Annotated in this window: 20 protein-coding genes; 5 read left to right on the top strand and 15 right to left on the bottom strand. The window is 71.2% G+C overall.

Features of this window, described 5'->3' with window-relative positions:
- Nucleotides 1-2: 2 nt before the first annotated feature.
- The 5 genes from NVS89_RS21235 to NVS89_RS21255 form a co-directional block, all read right to left on the bottom strand.
- A complete protein-coding gene (locus NVS89_RS21235; protein WP_258734763.1) occupies nucleotides 3-1,253 on the bottom strand; it encodes an electron transfer flavoprotein subunit alpha/FixB family protein in 1,251 nt (416 codons plus the stop codon).
- Nucleotides 1,250-3,169, bottom strand: coding sequence for a DUF3483 domain-containing protein (locus NVS89_RS21240; RefSeq protein WP_258734764.1), 1,920 nt, complete (start codon nucleotides 3,167-3,169; stop codon nucleotides 1,250-1,252). Before NVS89_RS21240 ends, NVS89_RS21235 begins: the two co-directional genes overlap by 4 nt.
- 111 nt (nucleotides 3,170-3,280) lie before the next feature.
- On the bottom strand, nucleotides 3,281-5,320 hold the full coding sequence (locus NVS89_RS21245) for an NADH:flavin oxidoreductase (protein ID WP_258734765.1): 2,040 nt from the start codon (nucleotides 5,318-5,320) through the stop codon (nucleotides 3,281-3,283).
- Between the two features lie 152 nt (nucleotides 5,321-5,472).
- Entirely contained in the window at nucleotides 5,473-7,149 is a 1,677-nt protein-coding gene (locus NVS89_RS21250; protein ID WP_258734766.1) for a SulP family inorganic anion transporter, read from the bottom strand.
- An 80-nt stretch (nucleotides 7,150-7,229) separates the two neighbouring features.
- Nucleotides 7,230-8,204, bottom strand: coding sequence for a GlxA family transcriptional regulator (locus NVS89_RS21255; RefSeq protein WP_258734767.1), 975 nt, complete (start codon nucleotides 8,202-8,204; stop codon nucleotides 7,230-7,232).
- Nucleotides 8,205-8,397: 193 nt separating this feature from the next.
- On the opposite strand from NVS89_RS21255, the gene NVS89_RS21260 reads away from it, so the two are divergent.
- Entirely contained in the window at nucleotides 8,398-9,060 is a 663-nt protein-coding gene (locus tag NVS89_RS21260; RefSeq protein ID WP_258734768.1) for a hypothetical protein, read from the top strand.
- Nucleotides 9,061-9,082: 22 nt separating this feature from the next.
- Here the strand turns inward: NVS89_RS21260 and NVS89_RS21265 are convergent, their stop codons facing one another.
- Both NVS89_RS21265 and NVS89_RS21270 read right to left on the bottom strand, forming a co-directional pair.
- Nucleotides 9,083-10,246 (bottom strand): FAD-binding oxidoreductase, encoded by a 1,164-nt coding sequence (locus tag NVS89_RS21265; protein ID WP_258734769.1) that lies wholly within the window; start codon nucleotides 10,244-10,246, stop codon nucleotides 9,083-9,085.
- Between the two features lie 98 nt (nucleotides 10,247-10,344).
- Nucleotides 10,345-11,604, bottom strand: coding sequence for an aromatic ring-hydroxylating oxygenase subunit alpha (locus tag NVS89_RS21270; protein ID WP_258734770.1), 1,260 nt, complete (start codon nucleotides 11,602-11,604; stop codon nucleotides 10,345-10,347).
- A 232-nt stretch (nucleotides 11,605-11,836) separates the two neighbouring features.
- Here NVS89_RS21270 and NVS89_RS21275 point away from each other — a divergent pair, with 232 nt between their 5' ends.
- Nucleotides 11,837-12,274, top strand: a complete 438-nt coding sequence (locus NVS89_RS21275; protein ID WP_258734771.1) for an EamA family transporter — start codon at nucleotides 11,837-11,839, stop codon at nucleotides 12,272-12,274.
- 6 nt (nucleotides 12,275-12,280) lie between these two features.
- Here the strand turns inward: NVS89_RS21275 and NVS89_RS21280 are convergent, their stop codons facing one another.
- From NVS89_RS21280 to NVS89_RS21310, 7 genes are all read right to left on the bottom strand, one after another.
- A complete protein-coding gene (locus NVS89_RS21280) occupies nucleotides 12,281-13,336 on the bottom strand; it encodes a GlxA family transcriptional regulator (protein ID WP_258734772.1) in 1,056 nt (351 codons plus the stop codon).
- 87 nt (nucleotides 13,337-13,423) lie between these two features.
- Nucleotides 13,424-14,788, bottom strand: coding sequence for an L-serine ammonia-lyase (locus tag NVS89_RS21285; protein ID WP_258734773.1), 1,365 nt, complete (start codon nucleotides 14,786-14,788; stop codon nucleotides 13,424-13,426).
- 207 nt (nucleotides 14,789-14,995) lie between these two features.
- Nucleotides 14,996-15,559 carry a sarcosine oxidase subunit gamma gene (locus tag NVS89_RS21290; RefSeq protein ID WP_258734774.1) on the bottom strand — a complete coding sequence of 188 codons (564 nt, stop codon included), beginning with the start codon at nucleotides 15,557-15,559 and terminating at the stop codon, nucleotides 14,996-14,998.
- On the bottom strand, nucleotides 15,552-18,587 hold the full coding sequence (locus tag NVS89_RS21295; protein ID WP_258734775.1) for a sarcosine oxidase subunit alpha: 3,036 nt from the start codon (nucleotides 18,585-18,587) through the stop codon (nucleotides 15,552-15,554). Before NVS89_RS21295 ends, NVS89_RS21290 begins: the two co-directional genes overlap by 8 nt.
- 1 nt (nucleotide 18,588) lies before the next feature.
- Nucleotides 18,589-18,885, bottom strand: a complete 297-nt coding sequence (locus NVS89_RS21300) for a sarcosine oxidase subunit delta (RefSeq protein WP_258734776.1) — start codon at nucleotides 18,883-18,885, stop codon at nucleotides 18,589-18,591.
- 3 nt (nucleotides 18,886-18,888) lie between these two features.
- Nucleotides 18,889-19,257 (bottom strand): cupin domain-containing protein, encoded by a 369-nt coding sequence (locus NVS89_RS21305; RefSeq protein ID WP_258734777.1) that lies wholly within the window; start codon nucleotides 19,255-19,257, stop codon nucleotides 18,889-18,891.
- Nucleotides 19,258-19,268: 11 nt separating this feature from the next.
- Entirely contained in the window at nucleotides 19,269-20,519 is a 1,251-nt protein-coding gene (locus NVS89_RS21310) for a sarcosine oxidase subunit beta family protein (RefSeq protein WP_258734778.1), read from the bottom strand.
- 276 nt (nucleotides 20,520-20,795) lie between these two features.
- On the opposite strand from NVS89_RS21310, the gene NVS89_RS21315 reads away from it, so the two are divergent.
- Together NVS89_RS21315 and NVS89_RS21320 are read left to right on the top strand one after the other, a co-directional pair.
- Complete coding sequence (locus tag NVS89_RS21315; RefSeq protein WP_258734779.1) at nucleotides 20,796-21,614, top strand: tellurite resistance TerB family protein; 819 nt, start codon at nucleotides 20,796-20,798, stop codon at nucleotides 21,612-21,614.
- Nucleotides 21,615-21,798: 184 nt separating this feature from the next.
- Nucleotides 21,799-22,431 (top strand): outer membrane protein, encoded by a 633-nt coding sequence (locus tag NVS89_RS21320; protein WP_258734780.1) that lies wholly within the window; start codon nucleotides 21,799-21,801, stop codon nucleotides 22,429-22,431.
- 66 nt (nucleotides 22,432-22,497) lie between these two features.
- Here the strand turns inward: NVS89_RS21320 and NVS89_RS21325 are convergent, their stop codons facing one another.
- Nucleotides 22,498-24,195 carry a methyltransferase domain-containing protein gene (locus NVS89_RS21325; RefSeq protein ID WP_258734781.1) on the bottom strand — a complete coding sequence of 566 codons (1,698 nt, stop codon included), beginning with the start codon at nucleotides 24,193-24,195 and terminating at the stop codon, nucleotides 22,498-22,500.
- A gap of 249 nt (nucleotides 24,196-24,444) precedes the next feature.
- On the opposite strand from NVS89_RS21325, the gene NVS89_RS21330 reads away from it, so the two are divergent.
- Complete coding sequence (locus NVS89_RS21330) at nucleotides 24,445-24,624, top strand: hypothetical protein (RefSeq protein ID WP_258734782.1); 180 nt, start codon at nucleotides 24,445-24,447, stop codon at nucleotides 24,622-24,624.
- Nucleotides 24,625-24,637: the final 13 nt, after the last annotated feature.

Raw genomic sequence — 24,637 nt, forward strand, 5'->3', positions numbered from 1 at the left:
GCTCACGCATCGACCGCCTCCGCTTCGCTTTCGCCCGCGCCCGCGTCGTGCGTCTCCGCGTCGGCGGCCTTCTCGGCGAGCAGGCTCAGCAGCGCCGGCATCACCTTCTGCGCGTCGGCGACGACGGCGAGCCCGGCCCGCTCGATCATCGCCGCATGCAGGTCGGTGTTTACCGCGACCACATGCTCGCAGCGTGCCACGCCCTGCAGGTGCTGCGGCGCGCCGGCGATGCCGAGCGCGAAATAGCAGCGCGCCTCCAGCACCGTGCCGGACGCACCGACCTGCGCGGCGCGCGGCATCAGCCCGGCGTCGCACACCACGCGGCTGGCGCCGGGGGTGGCGTGGAGCGCCTCGACGAGGTCGTGGAAGCTGGCGAAGTCGGTGATGCCGTTGCCGGCCGAGACCACGAAATCGGCCTCGGCGAGCGGCACGCGCGACGGGTCGGCCGGCACGTCGTCGGCCGAAAGGATCGCCCCGGGCGGCAGCGGGGGAAAGGCGAAGGCGACCTCGAGCGCCTCGTGCAGCGTGCCGGCATGGGCCGCGGCAGCATCGGCGGCGAGGGTGAGGAGGCGCGGCGGCACCATGCGCTGCTCGGTGCGCCGGCCGGCGGCGGGGCGGGTAACGGCGCGCGCGGTCAGGCTCTCGGCGCCGGCGAAGAGCGGCTCGCCGGTGAGCGCGGCGAGGCGGCGGGCGAGATCGCCGCCTTCCGGGCTCTCGGGCAGCAGCACGTGGCGGATGTCGAGGCCGGCCAGCACGGCCTGCAGCGCCATCGCCCGGGCTTCCGGATCGTAGCCGGTGACGGGCAGGGCCAGCACGCGGTCGGCGCCGGCGCGGGCGAGCTCGTCCGCCGGCGCGCCGGCAAGCACCAGCACCGCGCCGCCGCCGGCATCGGCCAAGAGGCGCGCGGCGCCGAGGAGCTGGCGGTCGTGCGGGGTGAGACGTCCGCCGGGCGCGTCGGGCACGGCGGCGACGAGGAAGGCGGGCTCGGGAATGGCGACGAGGCGGGGGCCTGCCTGCGGCTCCGGCGCGCGGGCGGCCGGGGCGAGGTCGAGGGCGGCGACGCGCTGGGTGCGGTCGAGCCGGAGCCGCGCGGTGCCGGGCACCTGAGCCAGCCGGAACTCCGCGCGCGGGTCGCGGCGCGCCCGTCCGTGCAGGCCGGACGGCGCGGCAGCGAGGTCGAAGCGCGGGCGCGCCGCGCCCTCGACCCGGTGGCGGGAGCGCTCGCTGCGCGGATCGCGCCGGAGCCGGCTCACGTGGCCGGCTCCCGGGCGCGGGCGGGCATCGCCTCCACCGCCTCCAGCACCAGCTCGGCGATGTCGCGCACCTCGGGCCGGGTGCCGGTGACGCCTTCGAGCATCGCCGTGCATTGCGGGCAGGCGACGGCGACGATGCCGGCGCCGGTCTGCGCCGCCTGGTCCATGCGGATGTCGGGAATGCGCCGCTCGCCCTCGATGTCGCTCAGCGGCGCGCCGCCGCCCCCGCCGCAGCACATGGAGCGCCGGCCCGAGCGCTCCATCTCCAGGCGCGCGAGGCCGAGCCGGTCGAGGAGGCGGCGCGGCGCGTCGATCTCGCCATTGTAGCGGCCGAGATAGCAGGGGTCGTGATAGGTCACGCTCGCCTTCAGCGGCGCCACGCCGAGCCGGCCTTCCGCAACCAGCTCGTCGAGGAACGCGCTGTGGTGCACCACCTCGTAGATGCCGCCCAGGGCGGGATATTCGTTGCGCAGCACGTGCAGCGCATGCGGGTCGGGCGTGAGGATGCGGCGGAAGGAATGGCGCGCCAGCGTCGCGATGTTCGCGCGGGCGAGGCGCTGGAAGGTCGCCTCGTCGCCGAGGCGCCGGGCGATGTCGCCGCAGTCGCGCTCCTCCTCGCCCAGCACGGCGAAGTCGACGCCGGCGAGGTGCAGCAGCCGCACCAGCGCGCGCAGCGTGCGGCCGTAGCGAAGGTCATAGGCGCCCTCGCCGAGCCAGAGCAGCACCTCGGCGCCGGCCCTGGCGGATATGAGCGGCAGGTCGAGCCCGGCGGCGAAGTCGGTGCGGGCGGCAAGCGGGCGGCCCTGCGGCTCGTCGGCATAGCGCAGCTCGGCGAGCGGGGCGGCGGCCTTTTCGGGCAGCGCGCCGAGCTCCAGCGTCTGGAAGCGGCGCAGCGCGACGATGGCATCGACATGCTCGATCATCATCGGGCATTCCTCGACGCAGGCGCGGCAGGTGGTGCAGGACCACAGCGTGTCCGGGTGGATCATCGCGCCGGCGCCGACGATCGGCAGGTCCGGCCCGCCGATGCCGGCGACCTCGCGCGCATGCGGGTAGGGGCTGCCGGCATAGGCCACGTTGGTCGCGCCCGGCACCATGGAGGTGGCGAGGTCCTGGATCAACCGCTTGGGGTTCAGCGGCTGGCCGGCGGCGAAGGCCGGGCAGGCGACCTCGCAGCGTCCGCACTGGATGCAGGCATCGAAGCCGGCGAGCCGGTTCCAGGCGAAGTCGGCCGGGGTGGCGACGCCGAGGCGCGGCGCCTCGAGGTTCAGCGGGGCGAGCGCCGTCTCGCGCCGCCCCTCGAAGCGCGCCGCGCGCGGATGGGCGACGAGATGCAGCGCGCCGGCGAAGGCGTGGCGCATCGGCCCGCGGTCGAGCTGCATGGCGAGGCCGAGCCCGCCCGCGGCGGCGAGCCACAGGCCCGGCCAGGCGAGCGGCCAGACCGATCCCGCCAGCGCCGCGTCGAGCGCGACCAGGAAGGCGCCGCCGGCATAGGCGGCGAGCAGGAACGGCAGGCGCTGGAATTTTCCGCCCGACAGCCGTGCCGGCCTTTCCGGATAGCGCCGCCGCCCGACCATGAAGCCGCCGGCGAGCGCCACCGCGAAGGCGAGCGCGACCAGTGCCCAGAACAGCCGCGAGCCGCCGAGCGGGGGGAGCAGCGCCAGCAGCGCGAGGGCCGAGCCGCCCAGCAGGCCGCCGGCGGCGAGCGCGTGCATGCGCGCGGCATAGGGGTCGCGGCCGACGACGTGGTGGACGTCGACGAGGTAGCGCTTGGGCAGCGCCATCAGGCCGCGCATCCAGTCGACCTTCGCCGGCCGGCCCGCGCGCCACAGCCGGGCCCGTCCACCGGCCATGACGGCGGCGATCGCCGCGAGGGCGAGGATCGCCAGCGAAAGGCTGAAGGCGGCCTCCGTCATCGGCGCCTCCCGAGGGGGCCCTGCCGGAATGCTATCCCGGCGTGCACGGGCGTGCGGGAGGGGGGGGTGTCCATGGCTCCGGCCCCTGTCCGCGCGGCGCCCATGGCCGCCTCACAGGTCCTTGCACAGGCGCAGCGCATCGTAGATCGCCGCGTGGATGTTGCGCCCCGCCCAGGCGTCGCCCACGCGGTAGAGCGCGAAGCCGGGCTGTCCGGTCCAGCGCTGCGGGCGGCCGGCGACCAGCGCGTCGAGGTCGGTCTCGCCGTCATTCACCGATTTCCCGCGCAGTGCCTCGAACAGGCCCTCGACCGGCAGCGTGCCGTAGTCGACGACCACGCGGTCGACGACGCGCTCCTCCTCGGCGTCGGTCATGGTGTTGCGCAGCGCGGCGACGAGGCGGTTGCCTTCCGGGTAGATCTCGATCAGCTCCATGTTCGGCGTCATGACGACGCCCAGCCGGTAGAGCTCGCGCAGGTGGATCGGCTGGTTGGTGGTGCCGACCTCCTCGGCCACCATGCGGTCGTGGGTCGCCACCTCGACGAGGCAGCCGCTGCGCGCCAGCACCTCGGCGGTCGAGGCGGCGTTGTGGCCGCCGATCTCGTCATAGACCAGCACCGAGCCGGTGGGCTCGACCCGGCCGGTCAGCACGTCCCAGGTGGTGACGGCGTGCTCGTGGCCCTTTGCATGGCCGGCATTGGGCAGGCCGCCGGTCGCCATGATGACGACCTCCGGCGCCTCCGCCAGCACCGCCTCGGGCGTCGCCTCGGTGCCGAGCCGGATGTCGACGCCCTTCTTCGCGACCTGGCCGTGGAGCCAGCGCGGAATGCCGGAGAGCGCCTCGCGCCAGGTCGCCCTGGCGGCGATGTTGATCTGGCCGCCGACCACCTTCTCCTTCTCGAACAGCACCACCTTGTGCCCGCGCTCAGCGCTGACGCGCGCCGCCTCGAGCCCGCCCGGGCCGGCGCCGATGACGACCACCTTGCGCAGCGTCTCCGCCTTCGGGATGACGTGCGGCATGGTCGCCTCGCGCCCCGTCGCCGCGTTCTGGATGCACAAGGCGTCGCCGCCGACATAGATGCGGTCGATGCAGTAGCCCGCGCCGACGCACTGGCGGATGTCGTCCTCGCGGCCCTCGGTCAGCTTCTTCACGAGGTGCGGGTCGGCGATGTGGGCGCGGGTCATGGCGATCATGTCGACATGGCCCTCCGCCACCGCCCGCGCACCGGTGGCGAGGTCGGTCACGCGCTGGGCGTGGAAGATCGGCACGTCGACCTCGCGCTTGATGGCGCTGGGCAGGAACAGGAACGGCGCCACCGGGAACGACATGTTCGGCAGCGAGATGGCGTGGGCGATGTGGTCGCGGGCTTGCCCGCCGAGGATGTTCAGGAAGTCGACCAGCCCGCGCCGCGCATATTCGGAGGCGATGGCGACGCATTCCTCATGGCTGAGGCCGTCGGCGATCATCTCGTCGCCGGACATGCGCATGCCGATGACGTAGTCCTCGCCCACCGCCTCGCGCATCGCCTCCAGCACCTCGATGCCGAAGCGCATGCGGTTCTCCAGCGAGCCGCCATATTCGTCGCTGCGCTGGTTCACGCTCGGCGACCAGAACTGGTCGACGAGATGGCCGTGGGCGGCGGAAATCTCGCAGCCGTCGAGCCCGCCTTCCTTGCAGCGCTTCACCGCCTCGGCGAAGGACTTCACCACGCGGCGGATGTCGTTCCTGTCCATGGCGCGCGGGATGGTGCGCGAGGCCGGCTCGCGCCGCACCGAGGCGGAGAGGGTGGGGAACCAGTTCTCCGTGTCCCACTTGGTGCGCCGGCCCATATGGGTGAGCTGGATCATCAGCTTGGCGCCGTGGGCGTGCACCCGCTCGGCGAATTGCTGGAAATAGGGGATGACGCTGTCGTCAGCGACCGAGATCTGCGCCCAGGGCGCGGCCGGGCTGTCGATGGCGACCGAGGAGGAGCCGCCGAACATGGTGAGGCCGATGCCGCCCTTGGCCTTCTCCATGTGGTAGAGCTGGTAGCGCTCCTGCGGCTTGCCGTCCTTGCCGTAGCCGGGCGCGTGCGAGGTCGACATCACCCGGTTGCGGATGGTGAGCCCCTTGATGGTCAGCGGTTTGAGCAGTGCCTCGGCATTGGCGATCATGGGGGTCGCGCGCGCTCCTTCGCCCGGCCTATCCTTCGGGATGGTCGCACGATAGGTCGCATGCGCCTATGGCGAACAGAAGATTTGCGCCATCGGGCCGGTAGGGTTGCGACCCGGCCGCAACCCGTTCGCGGCGCGCGCGTCTTCCGCCCTCAGCCGCCGGTGCGCGAGGGGCCGTCCACCGTGCGGCGATAGCGCACCAGCGGCGAGCGCAGGCCGTGGCTCCATAGCACCCGGCGGATCGCCGGCGTGGTGCCGGTGACGATCACGCGGACGCCCGCCCGCTGCATCTTGTGGGCGAAGCTCTCCAGCATGGCGGCGGCGGTCGAATCCACGAACGGCACCGCCGAGAAGTCGAGCACGAAGCGCTTCGGCAGCCGCGAGATGCTGTCCAGCACCGCGCCGACGGTCGAGGCGGCGCCGAAGAAGAAGGCGCCGGACAGGCGGTAGATCAGCGTGTCGGAATCGGCCTGCGGGCCGGTCGGCGCGGGAACGTCGGCATCCGCCTCGTCCTCGACCGCGAGCGGGGCGGCCTCGACCCCGACCGCCTGCGACATGCGGTGCAGGAACAGCAGCGTGCCGAGGGTGAAGCCGACCACGATGCCCTCGGTGAGGTCGCGGAAGATGGTGAGCAGCAGGGTGGAGAGCAGCACCAGCGCATCGCCCCAGCCCGAGCGCAGCAGCGCGCCGATGGCGTGCTTCTCCACCATGTTCCAGGACACGACCGCCAGCAGGCCGGCCAGCGCCGCGAGCGGGATGTAGCTGGCCAGCGGCGCGGCGACGACGATGAACAGCAGCACGAACAGCGAGTGCAGCATGCCCGAGACCGGGCTGCGCGCGCCGGCGCGCACATTGGTCGCGGTGCGGGCGATGGTGCCGGTGACGCAGATGCCGCCGAAGATGGCGGAGGCCATGTTGGCGACGCCCTGCGCCACCAGCTCGCAATTGGAGCGGTGGCGGCGCCCGGTCATGCCGTCCGCCACCACGGCGGAGAGCAGGGATTCGATCGCGCCCAGCATGGCGAAGGCGGCGGCGTTCGGCAGCACCGCCATCACCTTGGCGGGCGAGAGGTCCGGCAGCACCGGCGCCGGCAGGCTGGAAGGAATGCCGCCGAAGCGGGTGCCGATGGTCTCGACCGGCAGGCCGAGCACCAGCACCGCGACGCTGGCGAGCGCCACCGCGATGAGCAGGTTCGGCCAGGCCGGGGCGACCTTCTTGATGCCGACGATGGTGACGATGGTCAGCAGCGAGACGCCGAAGGCCGAGGGGCTGATGGTCGACAGCGCGCCGGTCAGCACCTGGAGCTTGGGGATCAGCGCCGCCGGCTCCTTCACCGTCAGGGTAAGGCCCAGCAGGTCGGTGATCTGGCTCGAGAAGATGATGACGCCGATGCCGGCGGTGAAGCCGACCGTGACCGGATAGGGGATGAACTTCACATAGGTGCCGAGCCGCAGCAGCCCGATGGCGGCGAGGAAGATGCCGGACAGGAAGGTGGCGAGCAGCAGCCCGCTGAGCCCGTGCTGCTCCGCCGTCATCGCCACCAGCACGATGAAGGCGCCGGCCGGACCGCCGATCTGGTACCGGCTGCCGCCGAGCGCGGAGACGAAGAAGCCGCCGACGATGGCGGTGTAGAGCCCGCGCTCCGGCGTGGTGCCCGACGCCATGGCGATGGCCATGGAAAGCGGCAGGGCGACGATCGCGACCGTGAGGCCGGACACGAAGTCGGCGCGCAGGCCGGCAAGGCCGTAGCCCTCGCGCAGCACCGTTATCAGCTTGGGAGTGAACAGGTCGGCGAAGCTCGGCGCGTGCGGGCGTGTCAGCGTGGTCATTGAAAATATCGATCGTGGGGCGGGAACTGATAGAAAATTTTGCGCCTTCGGCGTCCCGGCTGCAAGCGGATTAACGCGTATCAGCCATTCGCCTTCGGCGGTGCTGCGGTGCGCCGCTCGGTGCTGGGCGGGCGGCCGAAGCGGCGCGCATAGGCGGTCGAGAAGTGCGCCGCCGACTGGAATCCGCAGGCGAGGCCGACATCGGTGATCGGCAGCACGGACAGGCGCAGCAGCTCGCGCGCCCGCTCCAGCCGCAGGCCGAGCTGGTAGCTGGCCGGCCCGGTGCCGAGGTGGCGCCGAAAAAGCCGCTCGAGGTGACGGGGGGAGACGTCGAGGCGGCGGGCGATGCCGGCGACGCCGAGCGGGTGCTCGATGGTGCCCTCCATCAGCCGCACCGCGCGGGCGAGCGTCGGGTCGGGGAGGGCGGGCCGCGGGCGTGCCGACGCCTTCGCCTGCGGTGCGCGCGGCGCGCGGTCGACGATGAACTGCTCGGACACCTTGTCGGCGAGGCTGCGCCCGCCGCGGGCGGCGATCAGCTCCAGCATCATGTCGAGCGGGGCGATGCCGCCGGTGCAGGTGAGCCGGTCGCGGTCGATGACGAAGGGCTCTTCCACGAAGTGGATCTCGGGGAATTCCTCGCGGATCGAGGACAGGTTCTCCCAGTGCACGGCGCAGCGGTAGAAATCGAGCAGGCCGGCATCGGCGAGCACGAAGCTGCCGGTGCACAGCGCGCCGAGCGCGACGCCCCGGCGCGCCAGCCGGCGGAGCGCGTCGGCGATGATCGGGGTCGCCGCGTGGCGCACGTCGACGCCCCCGCACACCAGCAGCAGGTCGAGCGGCCCGGCCTCGTGCAGCGCGAGCGTCGGCGTGAAGCCGAGCCCGTTGCTGGCGGTGGCCATGGTGCCGTCCAGCGTCACCACGTGCCAGGAGTAGAGCGGCGCCTCCGCCACGTAGTTCGCCATGCGCAGCGCCTCCAGCGCGTTGGCGCAGGCGATCATCGAGTGGTTGGCGAGGGTGAGGAAGCCGATGCGCGTCAGCGAGGCGGGGTCGATCACGGCGGCGATCTCAAGGGTGGACGTTGCCGAAGGTTGCAGCGCTCCTTCTTCAGAAGAAGCATCCACATTGGGAAAAAGTCACGCAGAATTACCCGGGCTTCGTCACCGGCCGGCACGATTGCCGCCGCAAAAAGGTCGCGGCTCCTCCGCGAAATGGTCGCTGCACATTGCGGATTCCCCGTGGAGAGACGACATGCGACTTGCGCCCGTGCCGACGACGAGCCTCGCCCGGTTCCAGGGCTGGCTTCCCGGCCGCGTCATGCTGCCGGTGGGCTTCGCCGCGATCCTCGCCCTTGGCGTCTACGCGGTCGGCACCGGCCGGCACGGCGCGGAGGGGGAGACGGCGCAGGCCGCGCCCCCGAGCGACGTAGTGCGGGTGATCAGCGCCGCTTCCGACGACACGCCCGCCCCGGCGCGGGCGGGCCACCAGAAGGATGACGCCCCCGCGCCGAGCCTGGTGATGGCGATCGACCCCGGGGCGGTGTACCGGCCCCGCGCCGAGCATGCCGCCGGCGCGGCGCGGACGGCCACCCATGCCGGCGAGGACATGACCATACCGGCGGGGGTCGAGCGCTTCGACACCTGCGGGCCCGGCTGCGATTCGCGCGATCCGCTGGTGCTGCATTCGTCCTATCCGGTCCGGGTGGCGCCGGCGCAGGTCGCGCCGGCCGAGTTCGCCACCACGCAAGCCGCACCGCAAGCCGCCCGGCCGGCCGAGGCGGACGACGACGGGCTGTTCGACCTGCCGTCGCTGCCCGCGCCGGGCGAGGTCTATGACCGCGCGGTGGAAGGCACGAGCGCGGTCTACGACACGCTGAAGCAGGCCGTGGGCGGGGTGGTCCAGCGCTTCCGCTGACCGCCTCGCCGCCGGCGGCCGCTCAGCGGTCGACGACCAGGTTGCTGGTGGGCTTCGAGCAGCACAGCAGCGCCATGCCGGCGTCGATCTCGCGCTGGCGGATGCCGCCGCCATGCTTCATGTCGACCGTTCCCGAGACCAGCTTGGACTTGCAGGTGCCGCAAAGCCCCTTCGAGCAGGAGGAGGGCAGGCGCACCCCGGCCCGCCGCGCCGCGTCGAGCACGAACATGTCGGAGCGGCAGTCGATGCTGCGCTTCTGCCGGACGAACTCGACCGTGTAGGTGGTGACGGGCGGGGCCACCGCCTCTTGCACCGCCGCCAGAGCCTCGGCGGAGACGACCTCGGCCGCAACCTCGGGCGCGTTCTCGGCCAGCGTGGCGAAGTCGAAGCTCTCCTCATGGTGGCGGCTCATGTCGAAGCCCGCGCCCTTGAGCATCTCGCGCACCGCCGCCATGAACGGCGCCGGCCCGCAGACGAACACCTCGCGCTCACGGAAGTCCGGGGCGATGTGGTTGAGGAGGCCGAGATTGAGCCGGCCGCGCAGCCCGTGCCACGGCTCGCGCAGGCTGTCGGCCTCGCAGATCGGCGCAAAGCGGAAATTGCCGGGCTGGTTGCGCGCCATCAGCTCCAGCTCGTCCCGGAAGATGATGTCGACCGGCGAACGCGCCGCGTGCACGAACACGATGTCGCGCGGTTCGGCGAGGTCGTGGAAGGTGCGGGCCATCGACATCAGCGGGGTGATGCCCGAGCCGCCGGAGAGGAACAGGTAGCTCGGCGCGGGCGAGGGCCGGCCTTCGATGAAGCAGGAGAACTCGCCCATCGGCCCGACCGCCCGCAGGATCGAGCCGACCGATATCCGGTCGTGCAGGAAGTTCGACACCGGCCCGCCCGGCACCCGCTTGACGGTGATGGAAATCGTGTGCGGGCGCGTGGGGGTGGAGGCGATGGTGTAGCAGCGATTCACGCTCTCGCCGTCGATGTCGAGATCGAGGGTGAGGAACTGGCCCGGCGCATAGGCGAAGGTGCAGGGCTTCTCCGGCGCCAGCACGAAGGTCTTCACGTCCGGCGTCTCCTCGCGGATGGCGCGCACGATCAGCGTGTCGTCGAGGTCCGGGTTCCACGGCGGCAGCGTGCCGGCAAGGCGCGCGGCGGCGGGATCGGGCGGGACGGCGGGGAGGGAGGCCATGTGTCGGTTTCTCGGGATCCGGCCGCGTCCGGCCGTGGCAGCGCCGGTCCTCTCCCCGGCGGGGAGAGGACGAGGAAGGGAGCGAGGGTCAGGACCCGTCAGCGGCCCACATGCTCGGCCATGCGGGCGATGTACCAGTTGCAGAACTTGTCCACGAGCATCTCGGTGTGCGGCGAGTAGGGGCCGGGCTCGTAGGCGGGGCTGCGTGCGCCTTCCTGGCAGTAGCCGACCAGCGTCGAATCCTGGTCGTTGGTCGCGTCCCACACCGAGACGAGGTTCTCGATGTCGTAGTCGACGCCCTCGACCGCGTCCTTGTGCACCAGCCACTTGGTGCGCAGCAGCGAGCGCTCGGCGTCGAGCGGCAGCACCGAGAACACCACCGCATGGTCGGACATGAAATGATGCCAGCTATTGGGCTGGGTCCAGAAGTGCAGCGCGCCGTGGCGGGGATCGTTGATCTTGCCGAGCAGCTTCCTGCACGCGGCCTTGGTGTCCGAGGTGTGGCTCTCGCCATCGCCGGCGAGCGGCAGGCGCTCGGTGCGGTAGCCGGTGACCATGTCGTCGAGATGCTCGATCATCTCGGAGGGGAAGCCGCAGCTTTCCCATTCGCGGTGCGAGTTCGTCACCAGCTTCGCGTAGTCCTCGGCCTCCTTGCGGCCGTGCTCGTCGAGCTCCTCCGGCGCGAAGCCGAAGCCGTAGGCGAACAGCGGCACGGTGAGCTCGGGATGGTTGCCCGCGCAGTGATAGCACTCGCGGTTGTTCTCCATGGTGAGCTTCCAGTTGCCGGGCTCGATGATGTCCTTCTCGAACGCGACCTTGGCGTTCTTCAGGTCGTGCGGGGCGAGATAGGGCGCCATCTTCGCGGCCATGAGGTCGAAATCGGCCGGTGGCTCGTCGGAGAGGCACACGAAGATCAGCCCTTCGAGCGAGCGGCAATTGACCGGCTTCAGCCCGTGGCAGGACGGGTCGAAGCCTGCGCCCATGTGCTCGGCGAAGAGCAGCTTGCCGTCGAGACCGTAGGTCCAGCTATGGTAGCGGCAGACGAGGTTGCCGACCGTGGTCTTGTAGTCGAGCACGAGGCGCGCGCCGCGATGGCGGCAGACATTGTGGAACGCGCGCACGTTCATGTCGTCGTCGCGCACGATGGCGATCGAATACTTGCCGATGTCGAGCGTCATCGCGTCGCCGGGCTCGGGAATGTCGGGCTCGACGCCGACGAAGATCCAGTGCCGGGCGAAGATGACCTCCATGTCCGCCTCGAAGATCTCGGGGCTGGTGTAGAACGGCGCCTCCAGGCTGTAGCCGGGCTGGCGGCGACGGATCAGCGACTTCAGCGGGGTATCGGTGGTGTCCAGCATCGACGTGTCTCCGTGGCGGAACCTGAGCGACCGCCTGTCGTCTGGACTGGAATTGTTCGACGGAACCGGCGCCCTGACTTTCACGCAAGCGACAATCGCTTTCCCGGACACGACATTTGCCGGCGTCCGAGACCCCTGAGGACACCGCGATGGCGGGACGGCCCCGCGCGTGCCAGCATGGGCGCGACCCCGATGTCTCTCGGGGGGCACCCTCCGGCCGTGCGGATGACGAATGAAAGCGCTTGTGTCGACCTGGCAGTTCTGGGCCGTGCTCTCGGCCGCCTTCGCGGCGCTCACCGCCATCTTCGCCAAGGTCGGGGTCGCCAATGTCGGCTCGGACTTCGCGACCTTCATCCGCACGCTGGTCATCCTCGCCGCGCTGGCGCTGATGCTGACCGTGACAGGGAGCTGGCAGGGCCTCGGCACGGTGTCGGCGCGCTCGGGCACCTTCCTGGTGCTGTCCGGCCTCGCCACCGGCGCGTCCTGGCTGTGCTATTTTCGGGCGCTGAAGCTGGGCGAGGCCTCGCGCGTCGCGCCCATCGACAAGCTGAGCGTGGTGCTGGTGGCTGTGTTCGCGGCGCTGTTCCTCGGCGAGCGGCTGAGCGCGACGGGATGGCTCGGCGTGGCGCTGATCGGTGCCGGGGCGATGCTGATCGCGACCGGGCTGTAGCCGGCCTTACTCGAACAGGCGCTGACCGACGAGGTTGCGGGCCGGGGCGCCCGGTGCGCGTGCACGCGCGTCCGAGGGGGTGAAGCCGTGCTGCGCCTTGAACTGGCGCGAGAAATGGGCGCAGTCGGAAAAGCCCGATTCCAGCGCGATGTCGGTGACCGAGCGCCCGGTCGTGTCCAGCAGGAAGCGCGCATAGCGCAGGCGCAGGCGCCGGTAGAACTCGGCCGGACGCTGGCCCATCACGGTCTGGAACAGGCGCTCGAGCTGGCGGGTGGAGAGCTGCAGCCGGCGGGCGATGTTGGCGATCGGCAGCGGGTCGGCGAGGTGCTGCTCCATGAGCAGGAGCGCGCGGCGCACCCGGTCGTCGGCGACGAGGTCGGCGATCGGCGGGTGGGGCTGGGATTCCGAGCCGGTGCGCTGGCGGTCCAGCAGCAGCACGTGACGGCTCTTCTGCGCCACCGCGCGGCCGAGAAACTTCTCGATCAGCGCGGTGGCGAGGTCCGCCGCCCCGCCGCCGCCGGCGCAGGTGATGCGGTCGCCGTCGATCACGTAGAGCCGGTCGGCGACCGGGGTGTGGTGGGGGAACTCCTCGAGGAAGTCCTGGTAGTGGTACCAGGAGACGCAGCAGCGCCGCCCGGTCATCAGCCCGGCGCGGGCGAGCACGAAGCTGCCCGTACATACGCCCACCAGCGGCACGCCCGCCTTCGCCGCCCGCTTGAGATAGGCGACCGTCTCGTCGTCGAGCTGCTGGCCGGTGTGCAGCAGGCCGCCGACCACCACGATGTAGTTGAGCGTCGCCGGGTCCTGCAGCGGGCCGGAGGGCGAGACCGTGACCCCGCAGCTCGCGCGGATCGGCTCGGCCTTCGAGGACATCACCTGCCAGCGCGCGAGGATGGGGCGCGAGCGGTCGCCGTCATCGGCGGCGAGGCGGAGCTGGTCGACGATCAGCGAGAAGGCGGAGAGGGTGAAATTGTCGGTCAGGATGAAGCCGACATTGAGCACCGGCGCGGGGTTGGCCGGGGCGGGAACCTGTCCGGGAAGGGGCGTGCGCATCACGTTCATGGCGTCATCTTCCTCGTCACAGCATAGCCTAATCGGCCGGTTGGGGTAGCAAAGATGATGCCGTTTCATCCGAAGATAGCGTGCCACTCAACATTCGGGAAGGTTCACCGCCAGGCCGCCGAGGGAGGTTTCCTTGTATTTGGAGGCCATGTCGCGGCCGGTCTCGCGCATGGTGACGATCACCTTGTCGAGCGAAACCACATGCGTGCCGTCGCCGTAGAGCGCCAGCGAGGCGGCGTTGATGGCGCTGACCGCGCCGAAGGCGTTGCGCTCGATGCAGGGCACCTGCACCAGCCCGCCGATCGGGTCGCAGGTCATGCCGAGATGATGCTCCATGCCGATCTCGGCGGCGTTCTCGATCTGGGCGTTGCTGGCGCCGAGCGCGGCGGCGAGGCCGCCCGCCGCCATCGAGCACGCCACGCCGACCTCGCCCTGGCAGCCGACCTCGGCGCCGGAGATGGAGGCGTTCATCTTGAACAGCGCGCCGATGGCGGTGGCGGTGAGCAGGAACAGGTGCATGCCCGCGCGCGAGGCGCCGGGGCAGTGGTCGCGGTAGTAGCGCAGCGTTGCCGGCACCACGCCGGCCGCGCCGTTGGTGGGGGCGGTGACGACCCGCCCGCCGGCCGCGTTCTCCTCGTTCACGGCGATGGCGTAGAGGCTGACCCAGTCCATCACCTCGTGCGGGGTCGGCGCGTTGCGGGCGGTGAGGCTGTCGCGGATCGCCTTGGCCCGGCGTTTCACCTTCAGCCCGCCGGGCAATTCGCCGGTGGTGGAGAGGCCGCGGTCGACGCAGGCCATCATGGCGTCGGCGACGCGGTCTAGATGGGCGTCCACCTCCGCCTGCGGGCGGCCGGCGCGCTCGTTCTCGGCCACGAGCTCGGCGATGGTGAGGCCGGCCGCGGCCGCCATGTCGAGGAGCTGGCGGGCGTTGCGGAACGGGTGGGGCAGGGCGACGTCGCCGGCGGCGACGGGCCGGCCGACCTCGTCTTCGGGCACCACGAAGCCGCCGCCGATGGAGCACCAGCGCTCCTCGCGGATCAGCGCGCCCTCGGCCGTGAAGGCGCGGAAGGCGAGCGTGTTGGGATGTTTGGGCGTGGCCGAGACGCCGTCGAGCACGATGTCGCGCTCCGGCTCGAAGCCGATGAAGTGCAGCCCGGCGAGCTCCAGCCGGCGCTCGCCCGCCGCCTGCGCCACCAGCGCGTCGGCATGGTCGGGGTCGACCGTGTCGGGGCGCTCCCCGGCAAGGCCGAGGATCACCGCCTTGTCGGTGCCGTGGCCGCGGCCGGTCCAGGCGAGCGAGCCGAACAGCGCCACCTCGACGCGCGCGACATGCGCCAGCACGCCGTGCGTCGCGAGGTCGGCGGCAAAACGTGAAGCCGCCACCATCGGCCCCACCGTGTGGGACGAGGAGGGGCCGATACCGATCTTGAACAGCTCGAAGGCGCTGATCATGGATGCCCTGCTGCCGGCGTGGCGTTTCAACTGCGAATGAGGGGCGCCCCTCCTTCCGCCCGGCGGCCTTGCGGACCGGTGCGGATACGGGATCGGTTTTTGGCATCCCTGCCCGGTTGCGGACAAGCAACAGGCGGATGCAGTCGCGGGCGGTGCACGAGAGAGGCGCGGTGCGCTCCCCTGGTGCGTAACTCGGAGGCGGCGCGGTCAGGCGAACTCGCGCCGGCCCTCCTCCAGCAACTCCCACACATAGGGCGCGAAGGAGCGCCAGACATCGATGTGGAAGATATCGGGTGCGGTGCGCACCAGCACGATCTCGGCCTTGTGGAAGAGCGTGCGTGTGCACATGCCGACCGGGAACGCTTCCGGGGAGAGGTCGAGCGGACAGCCCTGACCCAGCACGAAGGCGGCCTGCGGCCCGGCAATCTCGATGCCGGTGCTGCGCGCGGAGACGTCCGTCAGCGCGTGCGGCAGGCCGGCGGTCGCGGCCTCGATGGCGGCGAAGATCGGCGCCGGGTCGGTGTCGAGGGCGAGCAGCATCCACTCGTCCGGGCCGAGCCAGAGCGCGTAGCGCCCGTCCGCGGCGTTCACGCGGCAGGCCTCGCGCGGCAGCGGGACGCCGAACGCCTCGCCCGCCGGGCCGATCGCGGCCTCGCGCCCGCGGAAGACGAGGCGCGCGGCGGGGCCGAGCGCGACGAGGCGGGCGACGGCGACGTCGCGGGGCGCGGCGGCGAGCGTGTCGAGGGGCAGGGACGGCATGAGCTCAGCCATCGAGGCGCTCTCCCTTGGGGTCGTAGAACACCGGCTCCACCACATCGACCTCGATCATGCGGCCGGGCATCGGCACGACCAGCGTCTGGCCGATCCGCGCGCGCCCGCCCTTGACGACGGCGAGGGCGATGGAGCGCTCGAGCGTGGCGCTCATATAGGACGAGGTGACGTGGCCGAGCATCGGCACCGGCACCAGCGCCTTCGGGTCGGCGACGACCTGCGCGCCTTCCTCCAGAACGGTCCTCGGGTCCTTCGTCAGCAGGCCGACGAGCTGCTTGCGGTCCGGCCGGAAGAAGGCGGCGCGCTCGAGCGAGCGCTTGCCGACGAAGTCCTTCTTCGCCTTGCCGACCGCCCAGCCGAGGCCGACATCGTCCGGCGTCGCGGTGCCATCGGTCTCCTGGCCGACGATGATGTAGCCCTTCTCGGCGCGCAGCACATGCATGGTCTCGGTGCCGTAGGGCGTGATGCCGAACGGCTCGCCGGCGGCGAAGATCGCCTCCCACACCGCGCGCCCGTAGGTCGCGGGCACATTGACCTCGAAGCCGAGCTCGCCGGTGAAGGAGACGCTGAACAGCCGCGTGGGCACGCCGCAGATGCGCCCCTCGCGCACGCTCATGTGCGGGAACGCCTCGCGCGAGAGGTCGATGCCCTCCACCAGCGGCTCCAGCACGGCGCGCGCCTTCGGACCCTGCACGGCGATCACCGCCCACTGCTCGGTGGTCGAGGTCAGCCACACGTCGAGGTCCGGCCATTCGGTCTGGAGGTAGTCCTCCATATGGGCGAGCACGCGCGGCGCGCCGCCGGTGGTGGTGGTGACGTGGAAACGGTCCTCCGCCATGCGTCCGACAACGCCGTCATCCATGACGAAGCCGTCCTCGCGCAGCATCACGCCGTAGCGCAGCCGGCCGGGGGCGAGCTTCAGCCAGGCATTGGTGTACATGCGGTTCATGAATTCGGCCGCGTCCGGGCCGACGATCTCGATCTTGCCGAGCGTCGAGGCGTCGAACATGCCGACCGAGGAACGCACCGCCCGGCACTCGCGCGCCACCGCCGCGTGCATGTCCTCCCCGGCCTTGGGGAAATAGTGCGCGCGCTTCCACAGCGACACGTCCTCGAAGGTCGCGCCGTGCTCGGCGGCCCAGTCGTGGATCGCGGTCTTGCGGACCGGATCGAACAGGTCGCCGCGCGCCTCGCCGGCGAAGATGCCGAAGGTGGTCGGGGTGAAGGGCGGGCGGAAGGTGGTGAGGCCGATCTTCGGCACCGCCTCGCCGATCGCCTCGGACACGATGCCGAGGGCGTTCATGTTCGAGGTCTTGCCCTGGTCGGTCGCCATGCCGGTGGTGGTGTAGCGCTTCACATGCTCGATGGAGCGGAAGCCCTCGCGCGTCGCCAGCTTGATGTCCTTGACTGTGACGTCGTTCTGCCAGTCGACGAAGGCCTTCACGAAGGCCGGGTTGCGGGCATGCGGCGTGGCGCCGATGAAGCCATCGGCCGACGCATGATCGCCGGCGGCGTTGAAGGCTCGGCCCTTGGCGACGCTGGCGGGGGCGGCGGCGCGTCCCGGCGCGGCATGGGTGCGGGCGTCGCTGGCAGCGGCCTCGCCCTTCGCGTAGCCGTCCTCGAGCACGGCCGCGAGGCCGTAGACGCCCCGGCATGCGCCCGCCGAACGCTCGCGCTCCGCCGAGGTGCCGGGCAGGTAGGCGCCCGCCGCCTCGTCCCAGACGAGCTTGCCGCGCGACTGGGAGAACAGGTGCACGCTCGGCGTGAGCCCGCCCGACATCAGCAGCGCGTCGCAGGCGATCTTTTCCGAGGGGCCGACCGCGCCGTCCTTCACCTTGGCGAGATGGGCGGCGGAGATGCGCAGGCGCCCGGAGGTGCCGGTGACGACGGTCGCGGGCCGCACGTCGATGCCGGCGGCGAGCGCGCGGGCGGGCAGGTCGCCCGTCACCTCGGCGCGCAGGTCGGCAACGGCGACGACGGCGACGCCGCCGGCCTTGAGGTCGAGCGCGGTGCGGTAGCCGCAATCGCCGGCGGTGAAGATCACCACCCGCTCGCCCACGCGCGCACCATAGCGGTTGAGATAGGTGCGCCCGGCATCGGCCAGCATCACGCCCGGCCGGTCGTTGTCCGGGAACACCAGCGGGCGCTCCAGCGCGCCGGCGGCGATGACGACCTCGCGGGCGCGGACCTTCCAGAGCCGCTCGCGCGGCTGGTTCGGGTCCGGGCTCGCCAGATGCTCGGTGACGCGCTCGGCGAGCGCGATCAGATTGTGCGGGAAATAGCCGAAGGCGGTGGTGCGCGGCAGCAGCGTGACGTTGTCTCGCGCGGTGAGCGTGGCGAGCGTCTGCGAGAGCCATTCGGCGGCCGGCTGGCCCTCGATGGTGGCGGTGGTCTCGGCCAGCAGCGAGCCGCCGAGCTCGGCCTGCTCGTCGCACAGCACCACCTTCGCCCCGCTCTCGGACGCCGCCAGCGCGGCGGCGAGGCCCGCCGGGCCGGCGCCGACGACCAGCACGTCGCAGAAGGCGTGGTTCTGGGTGTAGCGGTCCGGGTCGGGCAGGGTCGGGGCGACACCGAGGCCCGCCATGGCGCGGATCTTCGGCTCGTAGAAGCGCTTCCACGCGCCTGCCGGCCACATGAAGGTCTTGTAGTAGAAGCCCGCCGGCAGGAAGGGCGAGAACAGGTCGTTCATCGCCCCGGCGTCGAAGCCGAGCGAGGGCCAGCGGTTCTGGCTGGTGGCGTTCAGCCCCTCATAGAGCTCGACCTGCGTGGCGCGCAGGTTCGGCGCCGTGCGGGCCCTGTCGCGGGCCACGTCGACCAGCGCGTTGGGCTCGTCCGAGCCGGCGGAGATGAAGCCGCGCGGGCGGTGATACTTGAAGGAGCGCCCGACGAGGTGGACACCGTTGGCGATCAGCGCCGAGGCCAGCGTGTCACCCCGGAAGCCGTCATAGGTCTGCCCGTCGAAGCGGAACGAGACCCGGGCGCGGCGGTCGATGCGCCCGCCGGAAGGGGTGCGGAAGCGGTTGGTCATCTCAGCGGTCCCCGCCTTCGGTGCCGGCATCCGGGCGCGGCTCGCCGGCCTTGTAGGTGACGACGAAGAAGTCGCTCACCGTGTCGCGGACGGCGTTGAAATAGCGCCCGCAGCCATGGAGGTGGCGCCAGCGCTCGGCGTGCAGGCCCTTAGGGTTGGTGCGGTTGTAGAGGAAGTCGGCCCATTCCTGGTCGGAGAGCGCCGACGGGTCGGACGGGCGGGCGATGTGCGCCTCGCCGCCATAGGCGAACTCGACCTCGGGCCGCGCGCCGCACCAGGGGCAATCGATGATGAGCATGGCTCAGAGCCTCGTCTTGACGACGGCGGTCGCCGGATCGCCGGTGTTGGGCGTGCCGGCCGGCTCGATGATGACGAGATGCGTCTCCTCCTCGGCGACGGGGCAGTGCTCCACGCCCTTGGGCACGACATAGAGCTCGCCCGGGCCGAGGATGACGGCGCTCTCGGCACCCTGCGCGTCGCGCAGCCTGATGGTGAGACGTCCATTCAACACCAGGAAGAAGTCGTCCGTGTCGGGATGGGAGTGCCAGTTGAACTCCCCCTTCACCTTCACGACCATGACGTCGTGGCCGTTGAAGTCGGCCACCACCTTGGGCGTCCAGTGCTCGGTGAAGAGCGAGAGCTTCTGCGCGAGATCGATGGCGGCGGGCATCGGCCGTCTCCTCAATGCGCGACGGCGGCGGCCGCCGCCTCGTCGATCAGGAAGCCGTCGCGGAAACGCTCCAGCGTGAAGGCGGCGTTGATCGGGTGCGGCTCGTCGCGGGCGATGGTGTGGGCGAACACGTGGCCCGAGCCCGGCGTCGCCTTGAAGCCGCCGGTGCCCCAGCCGCAGTTCACATAGAGCCCCGGCACCGGGGTCCTGGCGATGATCGGCGAGCGATCCGGCGTCACGTCGACGATGCCGCCCCAGTTGCGTAGCATGCGCAGGCGGCGGAACTGAGGGACCAGCTCGCAGATCGCGTCGAGCGTATGGGTCGTGATGTGGAGCGCGCCGCGCTGCGAGTAGCTCGTATAGGCGTCCGTGCCGGCGCCGATCACCATCTCGCCCTTGTCGGACTGGGAGATGTAGGCGTGGATGGTGTTGGACATCACCACGGTCGGGAAGGCCGGCTTGACCGGTTCCGACACCAGCGCCTGAAGGGGATAGCTCTCCAGCGGCATGCGCACGCCGGCCATCGCCATCACCACCGAGGTGTGGCCGGCGGCGGAGACGCCGACCTTGCGCGCGCGGATGAAGCCCTTCGAGGTCTCGACGCCCTCGACCGCGCCGGAGGCGTCGCGGCGGATGGCGGTGACCTCGCAGTTCTGGATGATGTCGACGCCGCGCGCGTCGGCGGCGCGGGCGAAGCCCCACGCGACCGCGTCGTGCCGGGCGGTGCCGCCGCGCCGCTGCAGCGCGCCGCCGAGGATCGGGTAGCGCATGCTGGAGATGTTGAGCGGCGGGCAGAACGCCTTGCACTCCTGCGCGTCCAGCCACTCATTGTCGACGCCGTTGAGGCGGTTCGCGTGGACGTGGCGCTTGAAGCTCTGAACGTCGTGATGGTTGTGGGCGAGCATCAGCACGCCGCGGGCCGAATACATGACGTTGTAATTGAGGTCGGCCGAGAGGCCTTCCCACAGCTTCACCGCGTGCTCGTAGAGCCCGGCGCTCTCGTCGAACAGGTAGTTCGAGCGCACGATGGTGGTGTTGCGCCCGGTATTGCCGCCGCCCAGCCAGCCGCGCTCGATCACCGCGACCCTGGTGATGCCGTGCTCCTTGGCGAGGTAGTAGGCCGCCGCGAGGCCGTGGCCGCCGGCGCCGACGATGACGACGTCGTATTCGGGCTTGGGTTCGGGGCTGCGCCATTGCGGCTGCCATCCCTTGTGCCCGGAGAGGGCGCGGCGGAACAGCTCGAAGCCGGAGAATTTCTGCACGATGAGCCTCCGACAAAGGAGCGTCGCGTGACCATGACGAGATATGCTCGCGCACCCTGTCGGCCGGAGCGAGCATCGTTTCGGCGCCGGCGTTGAACGAATCCGACACGGCTTGTCCGCCGGCGACGCCGGTAAGCCGTCGCATGGCGCCGTGTCACCCGTTTGATGCCGGGTCCGTGCATCACCTGATGCTGATCGGCCCGCCCTGCTGTTTCCTTGCGCTGGCCATGATCCACACCTAGGGGACTTGACCATACGTAAGGAAGGACCCCCGATATGCTGAACAGCGGAAATTTCGACGCCCGGCGGCTTCTCGACATGTTCCTGTCGCCCCAGCAGGGAGCGGCCGGCCAGCCCCCCGCGACGCAGGACAATCCGCTCGGCGGCTTTCTTGGCGGCCTCGGCGGGGCCGGCCCGGCGGGCGCCGGGGCCTCCGGCGGCGACATGATGGCGCGGGCGAAGGACTATCTCGCCGGCAATGGCGGGGCGCTCGCGGGCGGGGCGGCGGCGGGTGCGCTGATGTCGCTAGTGCTCGGCAGCAAGGCGGGGCGCAAGCTCGGCGGCAATGTGGTGGCGCTGGGCGGCCTCGCCCTCGCGGGCACGCTCGCCTACAAGGCCTACCAGAACTACCAGCAGGGCCAGGCGCCGCATAAGGCGGCCGAGCCGCTGCCCGCGGCCGGGGCGGCGCTGCCGCCGCCGGAGTCGCCCTTCCACCCGGCGCATGCGGGCGCGAGCGAGCTGCCGGTGGTGCTGCTGCGCACGATGATCGCGGCCTCGCTCGCCGACGGGCATATCGACGAGCAGGAACGGACGGCGATCTCGGCCAAGCTCGACGCGGACGGCGCGACGCTCGGCGAGGCGGAAGCGTTCCTTACCGCCGAGCTCGCCAATCCGGCGAGCGTGGAGGCGATCGCCGCGGCGGTGACGCGCCCGGAACAGGCGGCCGAGGTCTATATCTGCGCGCTGCTGGCGATCGACGGCGACAACAGCGCCGAGCGCGCCTTCCTCGCCCGGCTGGCCACGGCGCTGCGTCTCGACCCGCAGCTCACGCCGCACCTGGAGGCGGCCGCGCGTGCCGCCAAACAGGACGGATGAGGGCGCAGTTGAGCGTGCGGGGTGAGGGGCCGGTAGCGGATCGTTAAGGTTAAGCGCTCCTTAAAGAATCGCTGAGAGACTGCGAATCCGACAGGGGCGGGCGACCGTCCCGTCGGAGGGTTTCTCAGCGGGTTCTGCGATGCGTGGCGTGTGCTCTTTCCGGATCGGTGCGGTTCTTCTGGCGATGGGTGGGAGCCTTCTCGCCCCCTCGGCCAGGGCCGCCGACCTCGACGGCGCCGACGACCTGCTCGCCAATGCGCCGGTGATCGAGGACAGCACCGGCTGGTACCTGCGCGGCGATGTCGGCTATGTCGTCAACGAGACGCCGGACTGGTCGTCGCTGAACTTCGATTCCGCCGCCGCCGACCTCGGCGACGCGTGGCTGCTCGGCATCGGCGGCGGCTTCAAGCTCAATGACTGGCTGCGCCTCGACCTCACGGCCGACTACCGCACCGAGGCCGATTACGGCTCGGCCGGGCTCTCGGCCGACTTCAGCGCCGCTACCTTCCTCGCCAACGCCTATATCGACCTCGGCACCTGGAACGGCTTCACGCCCTATCTCGGCGCAGGGGTCGGCGCCGGCTTCGCCTCGTTCGACAATGTCGATTTCAACGGGTCGCGGATCGGTGACGCCGACGGGTGGGGGCTCGCCTGGGGCGTGATGGCGGGCGTGTCGGTCTCGCTCGGGCCGAACTGGCTGCTCGATGTCGGCTACCGCTATCTCTCGCTCGACGGCATCGACCTCGGCAACGGGCTGCCCGACTTCGACCAGCGCGCGCACGAGATCCGCATCGGCGCCCGCTACCTGATCAACTGAACGGGGCCATAAGGCCCCGCTCCCCCGCCAGATTTTCCTGCAGATCGCCGCTCGCGGCGGCCCCGGTCAGGCCGAGGCCGCGTTGCGCGGACGGAACTCGCCGATGCTGATCGCCATGACCTCGCCGCGCGGGCCGGCATCGCGACGCGCCGGCTGGGCGGGGCGCGGCGGGTTGAAGAACGAGCGTCCCTCATGCACGCCGTAGACGAGGTAGTGCAGCAGCGGGTTGATATTGGCCGCGCGCACGTCGGGATTGGCGTCGAGATAGGCCCGTCCGTCGAAATTCGCGCTCGGATTGCAGCCGATGGCATGGCCGATGGTCAGATAGTGCTCGATCGCCTTGTCGGGCTCGACCCCATAGGCGCGCGCGTACCATTCGACGTCGAACACGCCGCTACGGCGCACCAGGTTGATGCCGGGGATGTGCAGCGGCTCGGCCGTGCCCTTCGCCGGCGCTTCGGTCGCCGGGGCGGCCTCGAGCGAAATGGCGGCGGGGGAGGGGGACGCCTCCGCCATGGCCGGCTCGGCGGCCGGGGTGGACGGCATCGTCCTGGCGGGGCCGAAGGCGTTGAGGAGCCGCGTCACGAGGCCGGAGGGACTGCGCGCCGCGAGGCTGCCGGCGAGGGCGTTGAGCCCGGCCAACTCGGCCATCAGTTCGGTGACCGGGTCCTGCGCCGGCGCGTCGGCGGTGTCGGCGTCCCCGGCGTGGTGCTCGGCCTGCCCGTCCGCCGCCGCGAGCCGCGCATGGGTGTTGCGCAGCTTGCCGAGCAGTTCGCGGGCCAGTTCCTCGCGCGCCGCCACGAGGGCGGCTTCATGATCGATGCGGGAGTCACGCTCGGTGAGGCGCTCCTGCGCGGCGGCGAGTTCGCTGCCGAGCTGGGCGAGCTCCGCCGCCTGACGGGCGATGGTCGCGGCCTGCTCGTCGTGGATGCGGCGCTCCTCGTCCCGGGCGCGCTCGTGCTCCTCGACGCAGCGATCCGCCCGCTCGACCGCGCCGTTGGCCCAGCTCTGCAGGGTCTCGATCGGGTTGGCGTCGCCGCTCGCGGCGTCGACCAGCACCGAACGGGCCTCGATCGGCCGGGGCGAGCGCGAGCACACCGCGACCAGATACACCGGCTCGCCGGCCGGGGCGGGTGAGCGGGTCAGCCCGTTCGGGTCGAGCCACCACAGCGCGTCGGGGCCGGACAGCGCGGCGGCTTGCATGTCGATCGGCGACAGGAAGGAGGCGAAGGTGGTGCGCTGCCCGTAGAGGCGCACGGCCGGGAAGATGGGGGCCAGCAGCGCGGCGAATTCGTCGGCCGACATCTCGGCGAGGTGGAACGGGTTGCGGTTGCCGATCCGGTCGGTGAACACGTCTCGGTCGGGCGTCGAGATGATCATGACGCCATCGGGCTTCAGCACCCGCCGCAATTCGCCGAGCGCATGCGCGGGGTCGCGCACATGCTCGATGGTCTCGAAGGAGACGACGACGTCGAAGCTGGCATCGGGGAAGGGCAGGTCGCCGATGTCGGCGAACTGGAAGCGCGGCCCGGCCGGCCCGCCATAGCGCGCCTCCGCATGGGCCACCGCCTCCGGGTCGATGTCGACGCCGACCACGCTGCGGGCGCTGCGGGCGAGAAACGCGCTGCCGTAGCCCTCGCCGCAGGAGACGTCGAGCACGTCGAGCCCGGCGACGAATTGCGAGGCGAAGGCGTAGCGGTGCTGATGCTCCGAGGCGATGGGCCCGGTCACACCCGGGACAAAACGTTCACCAGTGAATTCCACGATCGTCACCTGCGAATGTCTGGGGCTGCGAATATCCGGCACTTGTCGAAACCGCGTGCGCGCGAGCGCCGCAAATCGCGTGTGTCATTCCAGGCGAATCCCCCGACACTTTTTTCGATTCGTTGTTAACGAAAAACCCTTTCCGAAAAGTTCGCGTGCGCGGGTCCGGTTCCCTCCGATCGGAAAAAAGACGCGGCACCCAGCGCGCGGGTCCTTTTCGGCGGGGTCATCGGCGCCGGCGAGCCGGTGATGCTGATCGTGCCGGTGCGGGTCGCGCCGCTGCCGGGGGAGGCGGCCAATCCCGGCGACATCGGGCTGGTGCCGGGCATGCTGGTGGAGGCGTTCATCCGCACCGAGGAACACGCGGTGCTTAGATACCTCGACAAGCGGCTCACCGAGCAGGTGATGCGCACCTTCCGCGAGAAGTAGATTTTCCTTGTCG

The sequence above is a fragment of the Ancylobacter mangrovi genome (assembly GCF_024752355.1).
Taxonomy (GTDB): domain Bacteria; phylum Pseudomonadota; class Alphaproteobacteria; order Rhizobiales; family Xanthobacteraceae; genus Ancylobacter; species Ancylobacter mangrovi.

Excerpts from the sequence above, each read along its gene's own strand:
- NVS89_RS21275 (WP_258734771.1), top strand. The coding sequence starts at position 11,837 with ATGAAAGCGCTTGTGTCGACCTGGCAGTTCTGGGCCGTGCTCTCGGCC.
- NVS89_RS21315 (WP_258734779.1), top strand. The coding sequence starts at position 20,796 with ATGCTGAACAGCGGAAATTTCGACGCCCGGCGGCTTCTCGACATGTTC.
- NVS89_RS21285 (WP_258734773.1), bottom strand. The coding sequence starts at position 14,788 with ATGATCAGCGCCTTCGAGCTGTTCAAGATCGGTATCGGCCCCTCCTCG.
- NVS89_RS21270 (WP_258734770.1), bottom strand. The coding sequence starts at position 11,604 with ATGCTGGACACCACCGATACCCCGCTGAAGTCGCTGATCCGTCGCCGC.
- NVS89_RS21240 (WP_258734764.1), bottom strand. The coding sequence starts at position 3,169 with ATGACGGAGGCCGCCTTCAGCCTTTCGCTGGCGATCCTCGCCCTCGCG.
- NVS89_RS21245 (WP_258734765.1), bottom strand. The coding sequence starts at position 5,320 with ATGATCGCCAATGCCGAGGCACTGCTCAAACCGCTGACCATCAAGGGG.
- NVS89_RS21265 (WP_258734769.1), bottom strand. The coding sequence starts at position 10,246 with ATGGCCTCCCTCCCCGCCGTCCCGCCCGATCCCGCCGCCGCGCGCCTT.
- NVS89_RS21250 (WP_258734766.1), bottom strand. The coding sequence starts at position 7,149 with ATGACCACGCTGACACGCCCGCACGCGCCGAGCTTCGCCGACCTGTTC.
- NVS89_RS21295 (WP_258734775.1), bottom strand. The coding sequence starts at position 18,587 with ATGACCAACCGCTTCCGCACCCCTTCCGGCGGGCGCATCGACCGCCGC.
- NVS89_RS21280 (WP_258734772.1), bottom strand. The coding sequence starts at position 13,336 with ATGAACGTGATGCGCACGCCCCTTCCCGGACAGGTTCCCGCCCCGGCC.
- NVS89_RS21330 (WP_258734782.1), top strand. The coding sequence starts at position 24,445 with ATGCTGATCGTGCCGGTGCGGGTCGCGCCGCTGCCGGGGGAGGCGGCC.
- NVS89_RS21300 (WP_258734776.1), bottom strand. The coding sequence starts at position 18,885 with ATGCTCATCATCGATTGCCCCTGGTGCGGCGCGCGGCCCGAGGTCGAG.
- NVS89_RS21305 (WP_258734777.1), bottom strand. The coding sequence starts at position 19,257 with ATGCCCGCCGCCATCGATCTCGCGCAGAAGCTCTCGCTCTTCACCGAG.
- NVS89_RS21320 (WP_258734780.1), top strand. The coding sequence starts at position 21,799 with ATGGGTGGGAGCCTTCTCGCCCCCTCGGCCAGGGCCGCCGACCTCGAC.
- NVS89_RS21290 (WP_258734774.1), bottom strand. The coding sequence starts at position 15,559 with ATGGCTGAGCTCATGCCGTCCCTGCCCCTCGACACGCTCGCCGCCGCG.
- NVS89_RS21260 (WP_258734768.1), top strand. The coding sequence starts at position 8,398 with ATGCGACTTGCGCCCGTGCCGACGACGAGCCTCGCCCGGTTCCAGGGC.